This is a genomic window from Streptomyces justiciae, from assembly GCF_015163075.1.
Lineage (GTDB): Bacteria > Actinomycetota > Actinomycetes > Streptomycetales > Streptomycetaceae > Streptomyces > Streptomyces justiciae.
Map to the genome: position 1 here is coordinate 191187 of NZ_JADDXU010000006.1, position 21647 is coordinate 212833.

Consider the following 21647-nt stretch of genomic DNA (forward strand, 5'->3'; position numbering starts at 1 on the left):
GTCGTGCATGTCCGTACTGACGCGCGACGAAGCGCAGACCCGTGCCACCCTCCTCGACGTCCACCGGTACACGATCGACCTCGATCTCACCACCGGCGACGACACCTTCGACTCGAAGACCGTCATCCGCTTCACCGCGCGCACGGACGCGGACACCTTCATCGAGGTCAAGCCCGCCGAACTGCGCTCCGCCACCCTCGACGGACACCTCCTCGACCCCGAGACCCTCGACGGCAACCGCCTCCCCCTGAAGAACCTCACCGCCGGCGAACACGAACTCGACATCGACGCGAGCATGCGCTACTCCCGCACCGGCGAGGGCATGCACCGCTTCACCGACCCCACCGACGGCGAGACCTACCTCTACTCCAACCTGTGCATGGACGACGCCCAACGCGTCTTCCCCGTCTTCGACCAGCCCGACCTCAAGGCCGTCTTCGAGATCACCGCGACCGTCCCCGAGAACTGGACGTTCCTCGCCAACGGCATCACCACCGCCCTCGGCGACGGCCGCTGGCAGGCCGCCCCCACCCCCCTCATCTCCACCTACCTCGTCGCCGTCGCCGCCGGCCCCTGGCACTCCGTCCGCACCGAACACCGCGGCCTGCCCTTCGGCATCCACTGCCGCCGCTCCCTCGCTCCCCACCTCGACGCGGACGCCGACGAACTCCTCACCATCACCAAGCAGTGCTACGACCGCTACCACGAGAAGTTCGAGGAGCCCTACCCCTTCGACTCCTACGACCAGGCGTTCGTCCCCGAGTTCAACGCCGGCGCCATGGAGAACCCCGGACTCGTCACCTTCCGCGACGAGTTCATCTACCGCTCCGCCGTCACCGACACCGAACGCCAGACCCGCGCCATGGTCATCGCCCACGAGATGGCCCACATGTGGTTCGGCGACCTCGTCACCCTGCGCTGGTGGGACGACATCTGGCTCAACGAGTCCTTCGCCGAGTACATGGGCTACCAGACCCTCACCGAAGCCACCCGCTTCACCGACACCTGGACCGACTTCGGCGTCGTCCGCAAGGCCTGGGGCTACGACGCCGACCAGCGCCCCTCCACCCACCCCGTCGCCCCCGACCCCGAGCTCGTCCCCGACACCGCCTCCGCGATGCTCAACTTCGACGGCATCTCCTACGCCAAGGGCGCCTCCGCACTACGGCAGTTGGTGACCTGGCTCGGCGAGAAGGACTTCCTCGCCGGCATCAACACCCACTTCGCCCGCCACAAGTTCGCCAACGCCACCCTCGCCGACTTCATCGACTCCCTCGCGAGCGTCACCGAACGCGACGTCCACGCCTGGGCCGACACCTGGCTGCGCACCACCGGCGTCGACACCCTCAAGCCCGTCATCACCCCCGGCGACGAAGGCACCTACACCCTCCAGGTCGAACACGAGGGCAGCCGCCCCCACCGCGTCGCCGTCGGCCTCTACGACCAGGACGTCGCGGACGAAGGCCGCCACCTCGTCCTGCGCGAACGCCTCGACCTCGACATCCCGCAGACCGACGGCCCCCTGCCCATCGGCAAACGCCCCGCCCTGCTGCTCCTCAACGACGGCGACCTCACCTACGCCAAGATCCGCTTCGACACCGAGTCCTTCAAGACGGTCACCGCGAGCCTGTCCGGACTGCCCTCGCCCCTCACCCGCGCGGTCGTCTGGAACGCCCTGCGCGACGCCGTCCGCGACGGCGAACTCCCGCCCACCGCCTACCTCGAGGCCGCCCGCGCCCACCTCCCGCACGAGACCGACCTCGCCCTCGTCCAAGGCGTCCTCGCCTTCGCCTCCGTCCAGGTCGCCGACCGCTACGCCACCCCCGAGGAACGCCCGGCGGCCCTGGCCACCCTCTCCTCCCTCTGCCGCGACCTCATCCGCCGCACCGAGGACGGCGACAACCCCGGCCTGCGCCTCATCGCCGTACGCCACTTCATCGACGTCGCCGCCCACCCCGACACCATCGCCGCCTGGCTCGCAGACGGCACCGTCCCCGGCGGCCCCGAACTCGACCCCGAACTGCGCTGGCGCGTCCTCGCCCGCCTCGCCGTCCTCGGCGCCACCGACGAGACCGCCATCGCCGCCGAACTCGCCCGCGACCCCTCCGCCACCGGCCAGGAAGGCGCCACCCGCTGCCGCGCCGCCCTGCCCGACGCCGACACCAAGGCCAAGGCGTGGGAAGCGATGTTCGCGGGCGACGACCTCTCCAACTACCTGTTCATCGCCAACGCCCAAGGCTTCTGGCAGCCCGAACAGGCCGACCTCGTACGCGACTACGTCCCCCGCTTCTTCGAGGACGCCGTCACCCTCGCCGCCCGCCGCGGCCCCGCCATCGCCGACGCCACCGGCCGCTGGGCCTTCCCGGCCCACGCCGTCGACGCGGAGACGCTCCGCTTGGGAGAGCGGTGTCTGAGTGACGCCGACCCCATTCCCGCACTGCGCCGCAAGCTGGCCGACCAACTGGACGACTTGGGGCGGGCGTTGCGGGTGAGGCAGGCGTAGCCGACGGGGTCCGTGAGCCCTGCTCGCGGACCCCGACACACATCCCCCGCACGGACGTACCCCCTTTCGGGTTCCGATCGTTGGGCTTTTCGGGCGCGAGCACGCATCCGCGTACAAGCTGGAACTCCCTCAGCCGAGCGCGCCCGGGAGGACCCACCATGACCACCCCACCGCTCGCGTCAGCCACCGACGCCCTGCGCCCCCTCCTCGACACGGTCCTGGACGCCCTGCGCGAGGGCACGCAGGCTCGCGGGGGACCGATGCCGGGGGGAGGGCCGGAGGCGGTCGCGGGTCGGCTACGGGCGGCTGTGGGCGACGTACTCCCGGAGGAAGGCGACCCAGAGGCGCTACGGCACGTCGTGCGGGCGCTGACGGAGGGCTCGGCGGACCCGGCGGACCCGCTGTGCGCGGCGCACTTGCATTGCCCGCCGCTGGCGGTGGCAGCGGCAGCCGACCTGGCGGCAAGCGTGCTCAACCCGTCCCTCGACTCCTGGGACCAGGCACCGGCAGCTTCCGCACTGGAGCAACTGGTGACGCGGAAGCTGGCGGACTGGATTTACGACCCACACAGCTGCGGGCAGTCGTGCCGCTGGGGCGGCACGGGTGGGCGCAGCGGCACCCCGCCAGCGCGGGCAAGCGAAACGCCCCCCACACCGGCCACCCCCGACTGTCTCGTCACCACCGGCGGAACCGAGTCCAACCAACTCGCCCTCCTCCTCGCCAGAGAAACCCTCGGCCCCGCCGTCCGCCTGATCTGCGGAGCCAACGCCCACCACTCCCTCCCGCGCAGCGCCTGGCTCCTGGGCCTGCCCGACCCGGTGATCGTCCCCGCCCCCGCAGGCACCCTCGACCCAGCCGCCCTGGACGCCGCCCTCACCGAACTCCCCGGCCCCCACCTCGTCGCCGCCACCGCAGGCACCACAGACGCCGGCCTCATCGACCCCCTCCCCGAGATCGCAGCCGTCTGCGAAACCCACGGAGCCCGCCTCCACATCGACGCGGCATACGGCGGAGGCCTCCTCTTCAGCGACCGGCACCGCCCCAAGCTCACCGGCCTCAGCGCCGCCGGCACCGTCACCCTCGACCTGCACAAACTCGGCTGGCAACCCGTCGCCGCCGGCCTCCTCGCGGTCAAGACCCCGCAGGACCTCGACGCCCTCCAGCACCACGCCGACTACCTCAACGCCGACGACGACACCGAAGCCGGCCTCCCCGACCTCCTCGGCCGCTCCCTGCGCACCAGCCGCCGCCCCGACGTCCTCAAGATCGCCGTCACCCTGAAAACCCTCGGACGGACAGGACTCGGCGCCCTCGTCGACCAAGTCTGCGACCGGGCAAGCGAGTTCGCTGACCTCGTCGACGCACACCCCCGCTTCGAGCTCCACGACCGCCCCACCATCAGCACCGTCCTGTTCCGCCCCGCACACGCGACCGACGACGACATCGCCACCACCCGCCGGCACCTCCTCACCACCGGCCGCGCCGTCCTCGGCCGGGCCCGCATGGACGGCCGGCTCTGGCTCAAGGCCACCCTCCTCAACCCCCACACCCGGCCCGACGACCTGGCCGCCCTCCTGAAACTCGTGGAAGGAACCACCCCCCGATGAGCCCCACCCCCGCCCCCACCCCGCCCCACGAGCCCGCCGCACCCCGCGACCTGGTCGGCATCGGCATCGGCCCCTTCAACCTCTCCCTCGCCGCCCTCGCCCACCCCCTCGCCGAACTCGACACCGCCTTCTACGAACAACGCCCCGCCTTCGACTGGCACCCAGGCCTCCTCATCGACGGCGCGAGAATCCAAGTCCCCTTCCTCGCCGACCTCGTGACCCTCGCCGACCCCGCCAGCCCCTGGACCTTCCTCAACTACCTCAAGGCCCGAGAACGGCTCTTCCCCTTCTACTTCGCCGAGCGCTTCCACATCCAGCGCGCCGAGTACGACGCCTACTGCCGCTGGGTCGCCGAGAACCTCCCCGGCCTCCACTTCGGCCACCAGGTCGACGCCGTCCGCTGGAACCCCGAACGCGACATCTTCGAGGTCGACTTCACCCAACTCGACACGGACGGCGAAGCCGAAGCCCTCGGCCGCACGTACACCAAGAACATCGTCCTCGGCGTCGGCACCGAGCCCTACATCCCCGAACCCCTCAAACCCCTCGTCGAAGCCGCCGGCGTGCCCGTCATCCACGCCGCCGACTACCTCGCCCACCGCAAGATGCTCGCCGCCGCCGAACACGTCACCGTCATCGGCCTCGGACAGTCCGGTGCCGAGATCTTCCTCGACCTGCTCCGCCAGCGCCCCACCGGCCGCGAAGGCCTCCACTGGCTCGGCCGCACCGAGGCCTTCGCCCCCATGGAGTACTCCAAGCTCGGCCTGGAACACTTCACCCCCGACTACACCCGCTACTTCCACGCCCTCGCCGAAAGCACCCGGGACCGCCTCGTCACCACCCAGTGGCAACTCCACAAGGGCATCGACAACGACACCATCGCCGCCATCCACGACGAGCTCTACCAGCGCACCCTGCACGGCGGCTGGCCCGACACCACCCTCACCCCCGGCGTCCGCGTCCGCACCGCCGGCCGCGTCGCCACCACCAAGGTCGAACTCCACCTCGAACACACCGAACAGAACACCCGCTCCCGCCTCACCACCGACGCCGTCGTCCTCGCCACCGGCTACCGCGAACGCCCCCTCGACCGCATCCTCGCCGGCCTCGACCCCTACCTGCGCCGCGACAGCCGCGACCGCCCCCGCGTCGACGAACAGTTCAGGCTCGTCATGGACCCCTCCGTCACCGGCGCCCTCTACGTCCAGAACGCCGAACGCCACACCCACGGCGTCGGCACCCCCGACCTCGGCCTCGCCGCCTGGCGCAGCGCCGCCATCCTCAACACCGTGACCGGCAAGGACCCCTACCCCCTGCCCACCCGAACGGCCTTCACCACCTTCGGACTTGAACAGACAGCCCAGATTCCACAAGCCCGCCAGGCCCCGGCAGCGCTCACCCCGCTGACAGAAGCCCGGTAAAAAAAGCCGTCGCGGACCCGTACCGCCTCAAGGCCGGGTCCGCGACGAGTCCAACACGCCGAATGGCTGCTAGAACACCGGCGTACCGTTCCGCGTCAACTTCCAGTCCACCGACGCGAAGTCAGCCGGGTTCAGCACACCCTTCGCCGTCACCCACTCCGCGATCCGCGTCCGGATCTCCGTCGACTCCGACCACAGCTCCTTCGCCGACGCCACATGCGGGAACGCACCGCCGCCGTTCGCACGGTAGTTGTTCACCGCGAACACGAACTGCTGCGCGTCGTCCAACGCCGCACCGTTGTACGTCAGGTTCTTGATCCGCGAACCCGCCGCCTGCGCGATGTCGATGTCGTACGACAGCCCCGACACGTAGTCGTAGTTGTAGTCCGGCCGGTTGTTCGCGTTCGTCAGCTTCTCGACGTCCACGACCGCGTCCGCCGCCGTCTGCACGAAGTACTCCGCCGAGTACTCCAGGTACGCCTTCAGCTGCGCCCCCGTCATGAGCTTGGCGACCAGCGTGTTGTCGTACACGTACAGGCTCGACAGGTCACGGATGGTCACGTCACCCGCCGGGATCTCCGAGGTCCGCGAGAACGGCGACGCCTGCGCGATCACCGGCAGCGACGCGTACTCCGTGGACGCCAGCGCCGCCTTGACGACATCCTCCTGGACCTTCGTGATCAGGTCGATGATCGGGGCGTCCTTGTACCGCGCCTCGACCGTCGTCAACGTCTGAGTCGCCGTACCGACCACCTGGTTGACGTACTCCACGACGATGTCGTGGTCGTCCTTCAGCAGCTTCGTGATCTTCGGGTCGTCCGCGACGGAGTTCGAGTTGAGCACGGAAGCGGCCACGGACTCCACCGACCACCGGCCCTTCTCGAAGACCAGCTCGATGTCGAACAGCGACAGCCGCTCCGCATACGCCAGCGGCTCGGACAGCACGACGGTCTTGCCGGTCGCCGTGTTGGTGACCTTCAACTCCGGGATCTCCACGTGCGCGTGCCCGACGAGAATCGCGTCGATGCCAGGAACCTGCTGCGCCACCAGCGCGGCGGAGTTCTCGACGTACGGCAGCTGATCACCGTAGGAGGACGTACCGGAGGACCCGGAGTGCGCCGACACGATGACGACATCCGCACCCATCGACCGCAGCTTCGGCACCCACTTCGCCGCCTGCTCCTCCAGACCCGGGAACGTCAACTTGCCCTCGACATAAGCCTTGTCCCAGATCGCGATACCGGGATTGGTGAGCCCGAGCACCGCCACCTTCACCGCCGGCGCACCCGGCACCCGGAACTTCTTGATGAAGTACGGCGGGAACGCCGGCTTCAGCGTCTTCGCGTCCAGCGCGTTCGCACCCAGCAGCGGGAAGTCACACTGCTCCTCGAACTTCCGCAGCGTCTCGATGCCGTAGTTGAACTCGTGATTGCCGAGCGCGACCGCGTCGTACCCGATGGCGTTCATGGCGGCAGCCATCGGGTGCACCGGACCGCCAGGGGCCGTGATCGGATCGACCTTCGCGTAGTAGTACGTCAGCGGCGTGCCCTGGATCGTGTCACCCGCGTCGAGCAGCAGCGTGTTGCACCGCCCCTTCTCCGCACGGACCTGGTTCACCAGCGTCGAGATACGCGACAGACCCTGCGCGTTGCCCTTCGCGTCTGAGTACTCCGCGTCCTTGAAGTAGTCCCAGTTGAAGACATGCCCGTGCAGGTCGGTCGTGCCCATCACCGTCAGGGAGTACCGCTTCGCCGGCTTCTTCCCCTTCCCGGCCTCCGCCGCCTGCGCCGCAGGAGCCCCCACGGCACTCGCCAGCGCGACCCCGGCTCCGGTCACGGCGGACTTCTCCAGGAACTTCCTGCGGTTCAACGGCATGTCTCGATCTCCTTGGGGAACGGTCAACAACGCGCGTAGATTCTGACCCGAGCATGCCGAACGGCAATAGACCCCAGAGGTTTCGATCTGGTGACCTAACCTGTGACCTCAGCCGCCGGTAACCAGCCAAGAAGTGACAGAGTGGGTCGTATGACCACACCCTCCCCGGACACCGCACCGGCCGTGCCCTACGGCACCCCCGACGCCCCCCGCATCGCCGTCCGCGGCGAAGCACGCCTCGAAGTCGACCCCGAGATCGCCCGCATCGGCATCACCGTCGCCGCCCGCGGCAAAGACCGCCGCACCGCCCTCGACGACCTCACCCGCCGCAACGCCACGGTCCTCGACCTCATCAAGACGTACGGCGACGCGGTGGAGAAACTGGAGACGGGATCTTTCTCGATCACGCCCGAGCTGAAGGAAAAGGGCCGCGGCGAACGCATCCACGCCTACCACGGCCGCGTCCGCATCACCGCCGAACTGACGGACTTCACGGCCTTGGGTGAACTCACCACCCGCGTAGCCGACTTGGACCTCACCCACGTGGACGGCCCCTGGTGGGCCCTGCGCCTCAACTCACCCGCCTACCGCGAGGCACGCCAACAGGCCGTACGAGAAGCGGTACAGCGGGCACAGGAGTACGCGGAGGCACTAGGGACGACACTGTCGGCGCTGGTGGAACTGGCCGACATCGGCGCGGAGAACGCCCAACCCCTCGCCCCCGCCGCACCCGGCGGCCGCATGCGCTCCATGTCCTACGCCGCCGAAGACACCGCCGCGGCCCCCCTCGACCTCGAACCCCAACGCCAACGCGTCTACGCCCAGGTCAACGCCCGCTTCACCATGCGCCCGCCGCAACTGTGAGTCGCACACTTCAAACCTTGTCAACACCCCTTCACCGAAAGGTTGTTGGGCGGTCATGTCCGGCCAATTCTCTACCCGCCGGTAAGCCCTAAGGTCGAACCATGCGCCGAGCGAAAATCGTCTGCACCCTGGGCCCCGCCACCGACACATACGACCAGATCAAAGCCCTGGTCGAAGCCGGAATGGACGTAGCCCGCTTCAACCTCAGCCACGGCGGCTACGCCGAACACGAGGAGCGCTACCAGCACGTCCGCAAGGCCTCCGACGAAACCGGCCGCAGCGTCGGCCTCCTCGCCGACCTTCAGGGCCCGAAGATCCGCCTCGGCCGCTTCGCCGAAGGCCCCGTACTCCTTGAACGCGGCGACTCCTTCACCATCACGGTGCAGGAGGGCGTGGAGGGCAACCAGGGGCAGTGCGGGACGACGTACGCGGGATTGGCGGACGACGTAACGCCCGGGGAGCGCATCCTCGTCGACGACGGCAAGGTGTGCCTGGAGGTCACGGACGTCGACGGCCCGGCCGTCCACACGACGGTCATCGAAGGCGGCGTGATCTCCGACCACAAGGGATTGAACCTCCCAGGCGTGGCCGTGTCTGTTCCCGCCTTGTCGGAGAAGGACGAGGCCGATCTGCGCTGGGCGCTGCGCACCGGCTTCGACGTCATCGCCCTGTCCTTCGTCCGCTCCGGGCGGGACATCGAGGACGTCCACCGCATCATGGACGAGGAGGGACGCCGGCTGCCCGTCATCGCCAAGGTGGAGAAGCCGCAGGCGGTGGACGCGATCGACGACATCGTGGCGGCGTTCGACGGGATCATGGTGGCGCGGGGGGACTTGGGCGTGGAGATGCCCCTGGAACAGGTCCCGATCGTCCAGAAGCGCGCGATCAAACTGGCGAAGCGCAACGCCAAGCCGGTGATCGTGGCGACGCAGATGCTGGACTCGATGATCGACAATTCCCGGCCGACGAGGGCGGAGGCGTCGGATGTCGCCAACGCGGTCATCGACGGCACGGACGCGGTGATGCTGTCGGGCGAGACGAGCGTGGGCAAGTACGCGGTGGAGACGGTCCGGACGATGGCGAAGATCGTGGAGGCAGCGGAGGAGGACATCCTCGCGAAGGGCCTGCCCCCACTGACAGAACGCAACAAGCCCCGTACGCAGGGCGGCGCGGTGGCTCGGGCGGCGGCGGAGATGGGCGACTTTCTGGGCGCGAAGTTCCTGGTGGCCTTCACCCAGTCCGGCGACACGGCGAGGCGGTTGTCGCGGTACCGGTCGCCGATTCCGTTGCTGGCGTTCACGCCGGAGGCGGCTACTCGGTCGCAGTTGAGTCTGTCGTGGGGTGTGGAGACGTTCCTGGGGCCAAGGGTCGAGTCGACAGACGCGATGGTGGACCAGGTGGATGAGCTGCTGTTGAAGTACGGGCGGTGCGCGAAGGGGGACGTGGTGGTCATCACGGCCGGTTCGCCGCCCGGGGTTGCGGGGTCGACGAACCTGGTGCGGGTGCATCATGTGGGGGAGGATGACAGTCCCAAGTAGGGCTGGGTTGCTAGTACTTGGGGCCTACGTGGGTGTCGAGTTGGGCGACTGAGGCCTTCTTGGCGACTGAGATGTTGTACGGGTTTCCATTGCGGGTGCAGTGCGTCCACTCGATGCCGAGTTTGTCGAGGGTGTCGGTGTAGAGACGGCGGATGTCGTCGGACACGTTGGTGAAGAAGTACCGGGGGTATTCGTAGCGCTTGCGCTCACCGGCGACGAGGCGGGTCGTCCAGTTGGTGATCCGGCATCCGTCGGAGTGGATGAGGCCGCGGATGAACTCCCAGGGGTGGGCGTCGACGATCTCCTGTTGCCAGGGTTCGAGAATGATGGGGCGCTCGTGCTTCTTGCCAGGACCGTGCTGGGGGAACATGCAGGTCCAGTGCATCGTGTACGACTTCACCTCGATGCATCCAGGCTTGTAACGCTGCTTGACGCTGGGGAGAGGCATCACCTTGCGCATGGCCTCTTCGGCGGCGGCGATCAGGCCGACCTGGGTTGCGTTGCAGAAGATGGACAGGTGGTGCTGCTTCGGCTTCGAGATGATGTGGCCATCACCGAGGTAGAGGCCGAGCAAATAGGCGTACGCAGTTTCGTCGAAGGGGCGTCCCGTGCATTGGGGGCAGTCCGTCGGGGCTTCGTAAGTTTCGCCGCGTGCTTTGCGATCTTCACTGCGCCACCAGCCGACTGTCCCGCGAGGAATGTTGAGCCGCTCGGCGACGATGCGATTGGGGACGCCCTGGCGCATAAGGGCGACAGCTTGAGCGCGGATCGAAGGGCTGTGCTCTTCCATGAGCTCACCCTGCGCGAGTGATCGCGGCAACACGCAGCAAAAAGCGGATGTTCACGAGAATAGGAACATCCGCTTCTTGAGCTAGCCTTCGAATCGAAGGAAAAGTGCCCCGGGTGGGATTCGAACCCACGCTGTCGGTGGTTTGAGCACCGTGTCTCTTCCGCTGGACTACCGGGGCTTCCTCTAAAACAAAGGTCAGCGGTCACCCGCTGTGCACCTACCTTATCGCAGCTAGGTACGCTCTTGTCAGCAGCACCCCTGCCCCTGAACGAGGAGCCCCCGTGACCGCCCCCGAGTCGCCCCAGCCCGTAGACGCGCCCGACGACGACAAGTCGCACGTGCCTCCGCTGACGACCCGTGTCGTCATTGCCGAGGACGAGGCACTGATCCGGCTCGACCTCAAAGAGATGCTGGAGGAAGAGGGCTACAGCGTCGTAGGCGAGGCCGGTGACGGTGAGCAGGCCATCGAGCTCGCCCGTGAGCACCAGCCGGACCTCGTGATCCTCGACGTGAAGATGCCCAAGATGGACGGCATCTCCGCCGCCGAGAAGATCGCCGAGGAGCGCATCGCCCCCGTCCTCATGCTCACCGCCTTCTCGCAGCGTGACCTCGTGGAGAGGGCTCGTGACGCTGGTGCCATGGCTTATCTCGTGAAGCCGTTCAGCAAGAGTGACGTCGTGCCTGCCATCGAGATGGCCGTTTCCCGCTTCACCGAGCTCAAGGAGCTGGAGAAGGAGGTCGCCGACCTCACCCTCCGCCTGGAGACGCGCAAGCTTGTCGACCGTGCCAAGTCCATCCTCCAGACCGAGTACGGGCTGACCGAGCCCGCCGCGTTCCGGTGGATCCAGAAGACGTCCATGGACCGGCGTATGTCGATGCAGCAGGTCGCCGAGGCCGTCATCCAGGACGCCGATGAGAAGAAGGCGTCCAAGGGCTGACGCCCGACCGGCACACGCACCGAGGCCCGCGTCCCCAGCAGGGGGCGCGGGCCTCGTCGTACCGGAAGTACCGGAAAGAACTGCTAGTCCTCGCCGAGGTACGCCTTGCGCACCGACTCGTCGTGCAGGAGGTCCTGGCCCGTGCCGGACAGGACGATCTTGCCGATCTCCATCACGTGGCCGTGGTCGGCCAGGGAGAGGGCCGCCTGGGCGTTCTGCTCGACGAGGAGGATCGTCGTGCCCTGGGACTTGAGTTCGGCGATCGTCGCCATGATCTTCTGCATCATGATGGGGGAGAGGCCCATGGAGGGCTCGTCCAGCATGAGCAGTTTCGGCTGGGACATGAGCGCGCGGCCCATTGCCAGCATCTGCTGCTCGCCGCCGGACAGGGTGCCCGCGGCCTGCTTACGGCGTTCGCCCAGGATGGGGAAGAGGTCGTAGGCGCGCTGGATGTCCTTCTCGATGCCGGCCCTGTCGTTCCTCAGGAACGCCCCCAGCCGCAGATTGTCCTCGATCGTCATGCGGGGGAAGATGTGCCGGCCCTCGGGGGAGTGGGCCAGTCCCAGCGAGACGATGTCGTGGGCGGGGACCTTCTTCAGCGATTTGCCGCCGAACTTGATCTGGCCGCCGACCGGCTTGAGGAGGCCGGAGAGGGTGCGGAGGGTGGTCGTCTTGCCGGCGCCGTTGGTGCCGATGAGGGTGACGACTTCGCCTGCTTCGACCTTGAAGGAGATGCCCTTGACGGCTTCGATCTTGCCGTAGGCGACGCGGAGGTCCTCGACCTCGAGGAGTGCGGTCATCGGTCGTTCTCCTTGCCGGGCGTGGCGTCCGAGGGGGCGCTGGCTTCGGCTGCTTCGACTTCGGCTGCTTCTTCGTCGCCGGGGGTGCCCTCGAAGGGTTCGCCGAGGTAGGCGGCGATGACGCGTTCGTCGCCCTGGACGGTGGCGCTGTCGCCTTCGATGAGCTTCTCGCCCTGGACGAGGACGGCTACGCGGTCGCAGAGGTTGAAGATGAAGCGCATGTCGTGCTCGATGACGAGTACGGCGATGCCCTTGTCGCGGATGGCGAAGACCAGTTCCTCGGTGGCGCGGGTCTCCTGGGGGTTCATGCCGGCGGTGGGCTCGTCGAGCAGGAGCAGGCCCGGTTCGCTGGCCAGCGCTCGTGCGATCTCCAGCTTGCGCTGTTCGCCGTAGGGGAGGTTGCGGGCGAGGTGTTCGGCCTTGTTCGCGAGGCCGACGAAGTCCAGGAGTTCCATGGCGCGTTCGCGGGAGGCCGCTTCGGCCTTGTGGAAGCCGGGGCCGCGGAGCAGGGCGCTCCACAGGCCTTCCTTGGTGCGGGTGTGGCGGCCGACGAGCACGTTCTCCAGGACCGTCATGTTGGCGAACAGACGGATGTTCTGGAAGGTGCGGGCGATGCCGGCGGCGGTGACCTTGAAGGACTTGGGGGGCAGGACCGTGCCCTTGTAGCGGACTTCGCCCTCGGTGGGGATGTAGAGGCCCGTGAGGCAGTTGAAGAAGGTCGTCTTGCCGGCGCCGTTGGGGCCGATGAGGCCGACGATCTCGCCGCTGTTGACCTGGAGGTCGACGTTGCGTACGGCGGTGAGGCCGCCGAAGCGCATGGTGACGCCTCGTGCGTCGAGGACGGTGGTCCCGGTGACGGTGGTGGTGTCGGTGGTCATGTGTCAGGCCCCTGTCTTGCTGAGGACTGCGGGCGCTTCGGCCTCTTCGTGGAATTCGAGCTGGCGGCGCCGGTTCGGGATGAGGCCCTCGGGGCGGAACCGCATGAGGAGGACGAGCGCGACGCCGAAGGCGAAGAGCTGGTAGTCGCCCAGGAACTGGAGCTTGGCCGGGATGAGGTAGAGCAGGGCCGCGCCGACGAGGGGTCCGGCGATGGTGCCCATGCCGCCGAGGACGACCGCGGCGAGCAGGAAGGCCGAGTTGGGCGGGACGACGTGGGCGAACTGGTACTGCTCGGGCGTCACGGTGTAGGTGACGTGGGCTTGGACGGCGCCGGCGAGGCCGGCGAGGGAGGCGCCGAGGGCGAAGGCGATGAGCTTGACGCGGAAGCCGTTGATGCCCATGGCGAGGGCGGCGGTCTCGTCCTCGCGGATGGCGATCCAGGCGCGGCCGATGCGGGAGTCGCTGCTGCGCTTGAAGACCACCACGACGATGAGCGTGATGAGGAGCATCAGCAGGAAGTAGTTGGCGAATCGGCCGATGGTGAAGCCGAGGATGGTGTGTTCCAGTCCGAAGTCGAATCCGAGGATGTCGAGGTTCGGGATGGAGGAGATGCCGTTGGAGCCGTTGGTGATGTCGGGTCCGGAGGTGCCGTCCATGTTGAGGACGGTGATGCGGAAGATCTCACCGAAGCCGAGGGTGACGATGGCGAGGTAGTCGCCGCGCAGTCGCAGGGTGGGGGCGCCGATGAGGACGCCGAAGACCATGGCGACGGCGGCGCCGAGCAGCGCCGAGAGCCAGAACGGCAGGTGGAGGTCGAACGGCGAGGAGGGGGAGCCGGAGACCATGGCCGCGGTGTAGGCGCCGACGCCGAGGAAGGCGACGTATCCGAGGTCGAGGAGGCCGGCGAGGCCGACGACGATGTTCAGGCCGAGGGCGACGGTGGCGAAGATCAGGATGTAGACGCCGATGGTCGCGTACTGGTCGTCGGACTGGGTGAAGGGGAACAGTGCGGCGGCGATGAACGCGCCGAACATGGTGATGGTGCTGTGCCGGCCGGTGATCGCCGAGACCCGGGCCACGAGCCCGGCCTTGGAGAGGGCGGCGAAGAGGAACCCGACGGTGATGAGGAAGCCGACGAAGAGTTCGTCGTACTCGGTGCCGATGCCGTAGGTGAAGACGGTCAGGCCGACGGCCATGGCGGCGACGATGACGAGGATCTCGGCGAAGGCGGGGAGCTTGCGGGCCGGGACCGGGCTGGGGGTGAAGACGGCCGACTTCAGGAGGGCCACGATGTGGCGCCAGATGCGGCCGATGCGCTCACCGACTGTCTCGTCCTCGTCGATGTGTTCTTCCTCCGGCCGTTCGAACGGCAGGGAGAACGCGCCGAGGAAGGCGGCGAGGGTGACGGCCGCGGCGATGAAGCCGCCGGGTTCGAGGTTGACGACGCCGCCGAGTTCGTCGCTGATCGCGATGACGGTGTACCAGGTGGTGGCGAAGGTGCCGGTCGCGGCCAGCTTGATGGCGCCGTCGGCGCCGGCGGGGGTGAGCCAGCGCAGGCCCTTGACGCCGTAGGAGGCGAGGCCGAAGAGGGTGGTGAGGGCGCCGCCGATGAGGACGAGGACCTGGAGGCCGCCGGGGTAGCCGTAGACGGTGAGGTCGCCGGGGAAGGCGGAGGTCCAGGTCCAGGCGAGGAAGGTGGAGACGACGGCGAGGGCGCCGCCGATGGTGGCGAGGGCGCGGCCGATGTTTTCGGGGAGGCCGATGAGGCCCTTGGTGGCGCCGTCCTTGCTGGCGGGGGCGCTGGGGGTCTTGGTGGTCTGTGTCGTCATCGGTGTCACGCCCTGTCCGCGACGCGCTCGCCGAGCAGGCCTTGTGGCCTGACGAGGAGTACGAGGATGAGGAGTACGAAGGCCCAGACGTTGGCCCAGGACTGGCCGCCGAGGAGGTCGAAGCCGGGGACGTCGGCGATGTAGGCGGTGGCCATGGTCTCGGCGAGGCCGAGGACGAGGCCGCCGAGCATGGCGCCGTAGATGTTGCCGATGCCGCCGAGGACGGCCGCGGTGAAGGCCTTGAGGCCGAGGATGAAGCCCATGCGGAACTGGACCTGGCCGTACTTGAGGCCGTAGGCGACGGCTCCGACGGCGGCGAAGAGGGCGCCGAGGGCGAAGGCGACCACGATGATGCGGTCGGTGTTGATGCCCATGAGCTTGGCGGTGTCGGGGTCCTGGGCGGTGGCCTGCATGCCGCGGCCGGTGCGGGTCTTCATGACGAAGTAGGCGAGGATCGCCATGCTGACGGGGGCGGCGATGAACAGGAAGATGTCACCGGTCTGGATGGTGACGCTGCCGATCTCGAAGGGTCCGCCCGGGATCTCGGGGAAGTTGATGGACTCCTTGGCGCCGGGGTACCAGGCCCAGACGGCCTGCTGGAGGGCGAGGGAGAGGCCGATGGCGGTGATGAGGGGCGCGAGGCGTGGGGCGGTGCGCAGGGGGCGGTAGGCGAACCGTTCCGCTCCGACGGCGACGAGGACGGCTGCGATGACGGCTCCCACGAGCATCAGTGGCAGTGCGACCCACATGGTGGTGCCGTCGGGCAGTACGTACAGATAGACCGTGAGGGCTCCGAACCCTCCGATCATGAAGATCTCGCCGTGGGCGAAGTTGATGAGCTGGACGATGCCGTAGACCATTGTGTAGCCGATGGCGACAAGCCCGTACATTGCTCCTAGTAGCAGGCCGTTGACCAGCTGCTGCGGCAGTTCGTTCACCGCATGTCCTCCGAGGTTTCGGATGTTCGACGGATGTGACCGGATGTGTGTCCGGGGCCGGATGTGAGTCCGCGCGGGGCGCCTGTGGAACAGCGCCCCGCGCGGCTCAGGTGGTGCGGGTGGGGGTGGGTCAGCCGGTGTAGGTACCGGACTTGACGGCCTTCCAGGCACCGTTCTCGACGGCGTAGACGGTGAGCTGCTTGTTGGTGGCGTCACCGTACTCGTCGAAGGAGACCTTGCCGGTCACACCGTCGAAGGAGACGTTCTGGGTGGCGGCGGTGATCTTCGCGCGGGCGTCGGACGGCAGCTTGCCGTCGTTGTCCTCGACGACCTTCTTCACGGCCAGGATGATTGCCCAGGCGGCGTCGTAGGAGTAACCGCCGTAGGCCGCGTACTCCTCCTTGTAGCCGGCCGCCTTGTAGTCGGCGACGAACTGCTTGGCGGAGTCGAGGGTCTCGACCGGGGCGCCGACGGAGGTGGCGAGGTCACCGGCGCTGTTGGCGCCGGCCAGCTCGACGAAGGTCGGGTCGTAGATGCCGTCACCGCCGACCAGCGGGATCTTGGCGCCGGCGGCCTTGATCTGCTTGCTGAGCGGGCCGGCCTGCGGGTACTCGCCGCCGTAGTAGACGACGTCGGCGCCGGAGTTCTTGACCTTGGTGGCGACCGCGGAGAAGTCCTTGGTGTCCGGGTCGATGTGGTCGGTGCCGACGACCTTGCCACCGAGCTTCTTGAACTCCTCGGTGAAGGTGGCGGCGAGACCGGCGCCGTAGGTCTTCTTGTCGTCGATGACGAAGACGTTCTTCTTCTTGGCGTCGTTGTAGACGTACTGCGCGGCGAACGGGCCCTGGATGGCGTCCGTGGTCGCGGTGCGGAAGTACGACTTGTACGTGCGGACCTTCTTGGTCTGCCAGTCGACACCCTGCGTGAGGGCCGGGCCGGTGTTGGCCGGGGAGATCTCGACGAGCTTGGCGTCGTCGAAGACCTTCTGCATGGACTCGGCGACGGAGGAGTTCAGCGGGCCGACGACACCGTAGACGCTCTTGTCGGCGACGAGGGTCGACGCGTTGGCCTGGCCGGAGGAGGGCTGGGCCTGGTCGTCGAGGGCCTTGATCTCGAAGGTGACGCCGTCGACGAGCTTCTGCTTGTTGGCGGTCTTCGCGGCGAGGTCGACGGAGTTCTTGATGCCGAGGCCGAGCGCGGAGAGGTCGCCCGTGAGCGGGGCGTCGACGCCGATGACGACCTTGGTGCCGCCGCTACCGGAGTCCGAGCCGCCGTCGTCGTCGCGCGAGCCGCAGGCGGTGAGGGTGAGTGCTCCCGCCGCCAGCGCGGCGGTGATGGTGATGAGCGAACGTTGACGCACGATTCGTCCTTTCACTGGCGCGGCGCTCCCCCCTGGAAGCGGCCGAGTCTCTGCGCTGGTCTGTTGTGAGATTCCATGGCGCGGTGACTGGGCGTGACTCTAAGCGTGTGCGGGGAGCCCGGAGGAGGGTCTGACGGAGGCTGTGACGCTCTTGTTATGACACGTCGTAATGCAGAGCGGTACTGAGTGGGTGGAACAGCGGAATTCAGGCCGATTCGCCCGGTCCACATTCTGAGAACCCGCAGGACCCGATGCAACTTGTTCAGGAGTCTCAGGGGTTTTGGTAATTACCCAGAACCGTTGCTGCAGGCGACTTGTAGGGCCTCTGACAGGTGCTGGGCGTATCGCTGTCCGAGGATGAAACTGTGAACTTCTATTGCGCGCGTATTACGTAGAGTTACGTCAAGGAAAGGGAGTCCGGCGTTCCATGGCACTTTTCTGCATTGCGCCACATGCATGGTGATGACGACCTTGCGGCTGGTCCCCGCACTCGTCCGGAAAGGGGCTTTTGGCGTGGAGGTCACCGACATGCCCGCGTACGGCTGTGACACGCGGGTCACGGTGACCGGTGGGCCGGCGAGCACGCTCAGCTCCACTCCGAAGCTGAAGCTGTGCGGTGCGGCGCCCGCGGGGGTGGCCTCGCCGCTGAGGTAGTGCAGGTCCGTCACTTGAGACGGGTACGGCGGCGCGGGGGGTGCCGGAGGCTGGGGCCGGGTCGCGTAGAGGTAGGTGCCGCCCGCGAGGAGGGCCGTGGCGGTCGCAGTGGCGAGGGTGGCGCGCCGGTGGCGGTCGTACAGCTCGGTGAGGCGGCCGCGCGGCCGGGGCGGGGCGGTGGTGTCCAGGGCGTCCCGGGGATGTGTGCCTTCGCCCGGCTCGACCGGTCCGACGCCGCTCACTGCCAGGGCCCCTCGCCGGGACCGCCGTCGCGGTACCAGCGCACGCAGCCGCTGCGTGCCTGACGGTCGATCAACCGGTCGGCGGCCGCGGCGCCTTGCTGTTTCTTCTCGGCGCGGGCGGCGTCGACGACCTTGATGAGGATGTCGTACTGGCCGTTGGACAGGCCCATCGACTGGTAGTCCCCGTAGGTGTTCTGGTCCAGCACTTCGCGGGACCAGTGAGCGACGAGGCGGGTGCAGAGGTCTTCGGGGGGTGTGGGGGAGGCGGTGGTCGCTGCCGGGGCCGTGGACGTGGCCGTGGACGGGGCTTGGGTGGTGGCGGTGGTGGAGCCGGACCCTCCGCATCCGCCGAGGGTCAGCAGGACCGCCATGAACCCGACCCCGGCCCCGAGCACCGGGACTCCTCCCGTTCGCATGCCCCGACGCTAGGCCTTGTGGCACGGTCGGGGCCAGAGGTCCTACCGTCAGGCGGTGGCCCCGACGTGGGCGCCGTCGCCCGGGTTCACGTCCCGCAGCAGACAGGTCAGCCGCGCGGTGCACACCCGCCGCCCCTCCTCGTCGCTGATCACGATCTCGTACGTCGCCGTCGACCGCCCCCGGTGCACGGGCGTGGCCACGCCGGTCACCAGGCCCGAGCGGGCGCCCCGGTGGTGGGTGCAGTTCAGGTCCACGCCCACGGCGATCTTCGAGCTGCCGCCGTGCAGCATCGAGCCGACCGAGCCGAGGGTCTCGGCGAGGACGGCGGACGCCCCGCCGTGCAGCAGCCCGTACGGCTGGGTGTTGCCCTCCACGGGCATGGTCCCGACGACCTTCTCCGCCGAGGCCTCGGTGATCTGGACGCCCATACGGGTGCCGAGGTGTCCGGCGGAGAACAGGGCCTGGAGGTCCACTCCGAGCGCGGCGTACTCGTCGATGACCTCTTGCGGGAACTTCACGTGCTGCTGCTCGCCCATGGGGCCCGGCTCCGTTCGTCGGGAACACTCACTCGAACTCAGGTGACTGAGCAAACGCTCAGTCGGTGGCCGATTGTTCCAGACGGACGACGACGGACTTGCTGGCCGGGGTGTTGCTGGTGTCCGCGGTGGCGTCCAGCGGGACGAGGACGTTGGTCTCGGGGTAGTAGGCGGCCGCGCAGCCGCGCGCGGTCGGGTAGTGCACGACGCGGAAGCCGGGGGCCCGGCGTTCGACGCCGTCCTTCCACTCGCTGACGAGGTCCACGTAGGAGCCGTCGGCGAGCTTCAGCCTTGCCGCGTCCTCGGGGTTGACCAGGACGACCCTTCGGCCGTTCCTGATGCCGCGGTAGCGGTCGTCGAGGCCGTAGATCGTGGTGTTGTACTGGTCGTGCGAGCGCAGGGTCTGCAACAGCAGCCGGCCCTCGGGGAGTGCCGGGTACTCGACGGGCGCGGCGGTGAAGTTGGCCTTGCCGGTGGCGGTCGGGAAGCGGCGCTCGTCGCGCGGGGCGTGCGGGAGGGCGAAGCCGCCCGGGTGGGCCACGCGCGCGTTGAAGTCCTCGAAGCCGGGGATCACGCGCGCGATGCGGTCCCGGATCGTGGCGTAGTCCTTCTCGAACTCCTCCCAAGGGGTGCGGGAGGCGTCGCCGAGGACGCGGCGGGCGAGGCGGGCCACGATGGCGGGCTCGGACAGCAGGTGGCTGCTCGCGGGCTCCAGGCGGCCCTGGGAGGCGTGCACCATGCCCATCGAGTCCTCGACGGTCACGAACTGCTCGCCGCCGCCCTGGAGGTCGCGCTCGGTGCGGCCGAGGGTGGGCAGGATCAGGGCGCGCGCGCCCGTGACGGCGTGCGAGCGGTTGAGCTTGGTCGACACGTGCACGGTCAGCCGGGCGCGCCGCATGGCCGCCTCGGTGACGTCGGTGTCGGGGGAGGCGGAGACGAAGTTGCCGCCCATGGCGAAGAAGACCTTCGCCTTGCCGTCGCGCAGTGCCTCGATGGCCCGTACGACGTCGTAGCCGTGCTCGCGCGGGGGCGCGAAGCCGAACTCCTTCTCCAGGGCGTCCAGGAAGGCCGGGGCGGGGCGTTCGAAGATGCCCATGGTGCGGTCGCCCTGCACGTTGGAGTGGCCGCGCACCGGGCACACGCCCGCGCCCGGGCGGCCGATGTTGCCGCGCAGGAGCAGGAAGTTGACCACTTCGCGGATGGTCGGCACGGAGTGCTTGTGCTGGGTCAGGCCCATCGCCCAGCAGACGATGGTGCGCTGCGAGGCGAGCACCATGGAGAGGGCTTCCTCGATCTCCGCGCGCGTGAGGCCGGTCGCGGTGAGCGTCTCGTCCCAGTCGGCGGCGCGGGCGGCCGCGGCGAACTCCTCGAAGCCGTGGGTGTGTTCGGCGACGAACGCTTCGTCGACGGCGCCCTCGGTCTCCAGGATCAGCTTGTTGAGGAGGCGGAAGAGGGCCTGGTCGCCGCCGATGCGGATCTGGAGGAACAGGTCGTTGAGGGCCGCGCCCTTGAGCATGCCCTGGGCGGTCTGCGGGTTCTTGAACCGCTCCAGGCCCGCCTCGGGCAGCGGGTTGACGCTGATGACCTTCGCGCCGCCCGCCTTGGCCTTCTCCAGGGCGGAGAGCATGCGGGGGTGGTTGGTGCCGGGGTTCTGGCCGGCGACGATGATCAGGTCGGCCTTGTAGAGGTCCTCCAGCAGGACGCTGCCCTTGCCGATGCCGATGGTCTCCGACAGGGCCGAGCCGGAGGACTCGTGGCACATGTTGGAGCAGTCCGGCAGGTTGTTCGTACCCAGCTCACGCGCGAACAGCTGGTACAGGAACGCGGCCTCGTTGCTGGTGCGCCCCGAGGTGTAGAAGAGGGCCTCGTCGGGGGAGTCGAGGGCGGCGATCTCCTCGGCGACGATGTCGAAGGCGCGCTCCCAGGTCACCGGCTCGTAGTGCGTGCCGCCCTCGGGGAGGTACATGGGGTGGGTGAGCCGCCCCTGCTGGCCCAGCCAGTAGCCGCTGCGCGTCGCGAGGTCGGTGACGGGGTGGGCGGCGAAGAACTCCGGGGTGACCCGGCGCAGGGTGGCCTCCTCGGCCACGGCCTTCGCGCCGTTCTCGCAGAACTCGAAGGTGTGCCGGTGCTCGGGCTCCGGCCAGGCGCAGCCAGGGCAGTCGAAGCCCTCTTTCTGATTGACCCGCAGCAGCGTCAGCGCGGTCCGCTTCAGCCCCATCTGCTGCTGCGAGATGCGCAGGCTGTGACCCACGGCCGGCAGCCCCGCCGCCGCGTGCTTCGGCTCGGCGACCTGCGGAGCGTCCTGGACCGGATCACCCTTGGGCGGCTTCGTTGCCATCGCGGCGCTCTCCTTCGCGTGCACATGTGAACTACGTCTCCGATCCTCGCACGCAACACCGACAGTGAGGGGGCCGGGCGCGGGAGGACGGAGACCATGGTTGCGTATTGAGCAATGG

At 68.4% G+C, this 21647-nt stretch carries 17 protein-coding genes and 1 tRNA gene; 6 read left to right on the top strand and 12 right to left on the bottom strand.

The features are described 5' to 3' along the window. The first annotated feature begins 7 nt into the window (after positions 1–7). The 3 genes from pepN (at position 8) to IQ210_RS18760 (ending at position 5531) form a co-directional block, all read left to right on the top strand. Entirely contained in the window at positions 8–2503 is a 2496-nt protein-coding gene (pepN, locus tag IQ210_RS18750) for an aminopeptidase N (protein ID WP_194080183.1), read from the top strand. Between the two features lie 158 nt (positions 2504–2661). Continuing rightward, a complete protein-coding gene (locus IQ210_RS18755) occupies positions 2662–4110 on the top strand; it encodes a pyridoxal phosphate-dependent decarboxylase family protein (RefSeq protein WP_194080184.1) in 1449 nt (482 codons plus the stop codon). Then, positions 4107–5531: a lysine N(6)-hydroxylase/L-ornithine N(5)-oxygenase family protein gene (locus IQ210_RS18760; RefSeq protein WP_194080185.1), complete on the top strand. Its 1425-nt coding sequence runs from the start codon at positions 4107–4109 to the stop codon at positions 5529–5531. The genes IQ210_RS18755 and IQ210_RS18760 overlap by 4 nt, the downstream gene beginning before the upstream one ends. Before the next feature lie 69 nt (positions 5532–5600). Here IQ210_RS18760 and IQ210_RS18765 read toward each other — a convergent pair whose 3' ends face one another. Then, entirely contained in the window at positions 5601–7406 is a 1806-nt protein-coding gene (locus tag IQ210_RS18765; protein WP_194080186.1) for a bifunctional metallophosphatase/5'-nucleotidase, read from the bottom strand. Between the two features lie 150 nt (positions 7407–7556). Between IQ210_RS18765 and IQ210_RS18770 the strand changes: the two genes are divergently transcribed. Then, complete coding sequence (locus tag IQ210_RS18770; RefSeq protein ID WP_194080187.1) at positions 7557–8270, top strand: SIMPL domain-containing protein; 714 nt, start codon at positions 7557–7559, stop codon at positions 8268–8270. A gap of 101 nt (positions 8271–8371) precedes the next feature. After that, positions 8372–9808: a pyruvate kinase gene (gene pyk / locus IQ210_RS18775; protein WP_194080188.1), complete on the top strand. Its 1437-nt coding sequence runs from the start codon at positions 8372–8374 to the stop codon at positions 9806–9808. Between the two features lie 10 nt (positions 9809–9818). On the opposite strand, the gene IQ210_RS18780 is transcribed toward pyk, so the two are convergent. Both IQ210_RS18780 and IQ210_RS18785 read right to left on the bottom strand, forming a co-directional pair. Beyond that, positions 9819–10598, bottom strand: a complete 780-nt coding sequence (locus tag IQ210_RS18780; protein WP_194080189.1) for a helix-turn-helix domain-containing protein — start codon at positions 10596–10598, stop codon at positions 9819–9821. A 105-nt stretch (positions 10599–10703) separates the two neighbouring features. Then, a tRNA-Leu gene (locus tag IQ210_RS18785) sits at positions 10704–10776 on the bottom strand. Positions 10777–10879: 103 nt separating this feature from the next. Between IQ210_RS18785 and IQ210_RS18790 the strand changes: the two genes are divergently transcribed. Then, complete coding sequence (locus IQ210_RS18790) at positions 10880–11536, top strand: ANTAR domain-containing response regulator (RefSeq protein ID WP_059197437.1); 657 nt, start codon at positions 10880–10882, stop codon at positions 11534–11536. An 83-nt stretch (positions 11537–11619) separates the two neighbouring features. Here the strand turns inward: IQ210_RS18790 and IQ210_RS18795 are convergent, their stop codons facing one another. From IQ210_RS18795 to IQ210_RS18835, 9 genes are all read right to left on the bottom strand, one after another. Continuing rightward, the gene (locus tag IQ210_RS18795) at positions 11620–12336 is read right to left on the bottom strand and encodes an ABC transporter ATP-binding protein (protein WP_194080190.1); all 717 of its coding nucleotides are present in this window, start codon (positions 12334–12336) and stop codon (positions 11620–11622) included. After that, complete coding sequence (locus IQ210_RS18800; RefSeq protein WP_194080191.1) at positions 12333–13214, bottom strand: ABC transporter ATP-binding protein; 882 nt, start codon at positions 13212–13214, stop codon at positions 12333–12335. The genes IQ210_RS18795 and IQ210_RS18800 overlap by 4 nt, the downstream gene beginning before the upstream one ends. A gap of 3 nt (positions 13215–13217) precedes the next feature. Continuing rightward, positions 13218–15044, bottom strand: a complete 1827-nt coding sequence (locus IQ210_RS18805; protein ID WP_194080192.1) for a branched-chain amino acid ABC transporter permease — start codon at positions 15042–15044, stop codon at positions 13218–13220. 5 nt (positions 15045–15049) lie between these two features. Next, on the bottom strand, positions 15050–15982 hold the full coding sequence (locus IQ210_RS18810) for a branched-chain amino acid ABC transporter permease (protein WP_194080193.1): 933 nt from the start codon (positions 15980–15982) through the stop codon (positions 15050–15052). 130 nt (positions 15983–16112) lie between these two features. Then, entirely contained in the window at positions 16113–17342 is a 1230-nt protein-coding gene (locus IQ210_RS18815) for a branched-chain amino acid ABC transporter substrate-binding protein (RefSeq protein WP_194080194.1), read from the bottom strand. 287 nt (positions 17343–17629) lie between these two features. Then, complete coding sequence (locus tag IQ210_RS47250) at positions 17630–18238, bottom strand: Tat pathway signal sequence domain protein (RefSeq protein ID WP_322656385.1); 609 nt, start codon at positions 18236–18238, stop codon at positions 17630–17632. Further along, positions 18235–18654: a hypothetical protein gene (locus tag IQ210_RS18825; protein ID WP_228047981.1), complete on the bottom strand. Its 420-nt coding sequence runs from the start codon at positions 18652–18654 to the stop codon at positions 18235–18237. Before IQ210_RS18825 ends, IQ210_RS47250 begins: the two co-directional genes overlap by 4 nt. Before the next feature lie 48 nt (positions 18655–18702). Beyond that, a complete protein-coding gene (locus tag IQ210_RS18830; protein WP_194080196.1) occupies positions 18703–19191 on the bottom strand; it encodes a PaaI family thioesterase in 489 nt (162 codons plus the stop codon). A 58-nt stretch (positions 19192–19249) separates the two neighbouring features. After that, entirely contained in the window at positions 19250–21529 is a 2280-nt protein-coding gene (locus IQ210_RS18835) for an FdhF/YdeP family oxidoreductase (protein WP_194080197.1), read from the bottom strand. Between the last annotated feature and the right edge of the window lie 118 nt (positions 21530–21647).

Excerpts from the sequence above, each read along its gene's own strand:
- pepN (WP_194080183.1), top strand. The coding sequence starts at position 8 with ATGTCCGTACTGACGCGCGACGAAGCGCAGACCCGTGCCACCCTCCTC.
- IQ210_RS18755 (WP_194080184.1), top strand. The coding sequence starts at position 2,662 with ATGACCACCCCACCGCTCGCGTCAGCCACCGACGCCCTGCGCCCCCTC.
- IQ210_RS18760 (WP_194080185.1), top strand. The coding sequence starts at position 4,107 with ATGAGCCCCACCCCCGCCCCCACCCCGCCCCACGAGCCCGCCGCACCC.
- IQ210_RS18765 (WP_194080186.1), bottom strand. The coding sequence starts at position 7,406 with ATGCCGTTGAACCGCAGGAAGTTCCTGGAGAAGTCCGCCGTGACCGGA.
- IQ210_RS18770 (WP_194080187.1), top strand. The coding sequence starts at position 7,557 with ATGACCACACCCTCCCCGGACACCGCACCGGCCGTGCCCTACGGCACC.
- pyk (WP_194080188.1), top strand. The coding sequence starts at position 8,372 with ATGCGCCGAGCGAAAATCGTCTGCACCCTGGGCCCCGCCACCGACACA.
- IQ210_RS18780 (WP_194080189.1), bottom strand. The coding sequence starts at position 10,598 with ATGGAAGAGCACAGCCCTTCGATCCGCGCTCAAGCTGTCGCCCTTATG.
- IQ210_RS18795 (WP_194080190.1), bottom strand. The coding sequence starts at position 12,336 with ATGACCGCACTCCTCGAGGTCGAGGACCTCCGCGTCGCCTACGGCAAG.
- IQ210_RS18800 (WP_194080191.1), bottom strand. The coding sequence starts at position 13,214 with ATGACCACCGACACCACCACCGTCACCGGGACCACCGTCCTCGACGCA.
- IQ210_RS18805 (WP_194080192.1), bottom strand. The coding sequence starts at position 15,044 with ATGACGACACAGACCACCAAGACCCCCAGCGCCCCCGCCAGCAAGGAC.
- IQ210_RS18825 (WP_228047981.1), bottom strand. The coding sequence starts at position 18,654 with ATGCGAACGGGAGGAGTCCCGGTGCTCGGGGCCGGGGTCGGGTTCATG.
- IQ210_RS18830 (WP_194080196.1), bottom strand. The coding sequence starts at position 19,191 with ATGGGCGAGCAGCAGCACGTGAAGTTCCCGCAAGAGGTCATCGACGAG.
- IQ210_RS18835 (WP_194080197.1), bottom strand. The coding sequence starts at position 21,529 with ATGGCAACGAAGCCGCCCAAGGGTGATCCGGTCCAGGACGCTCCGCAG.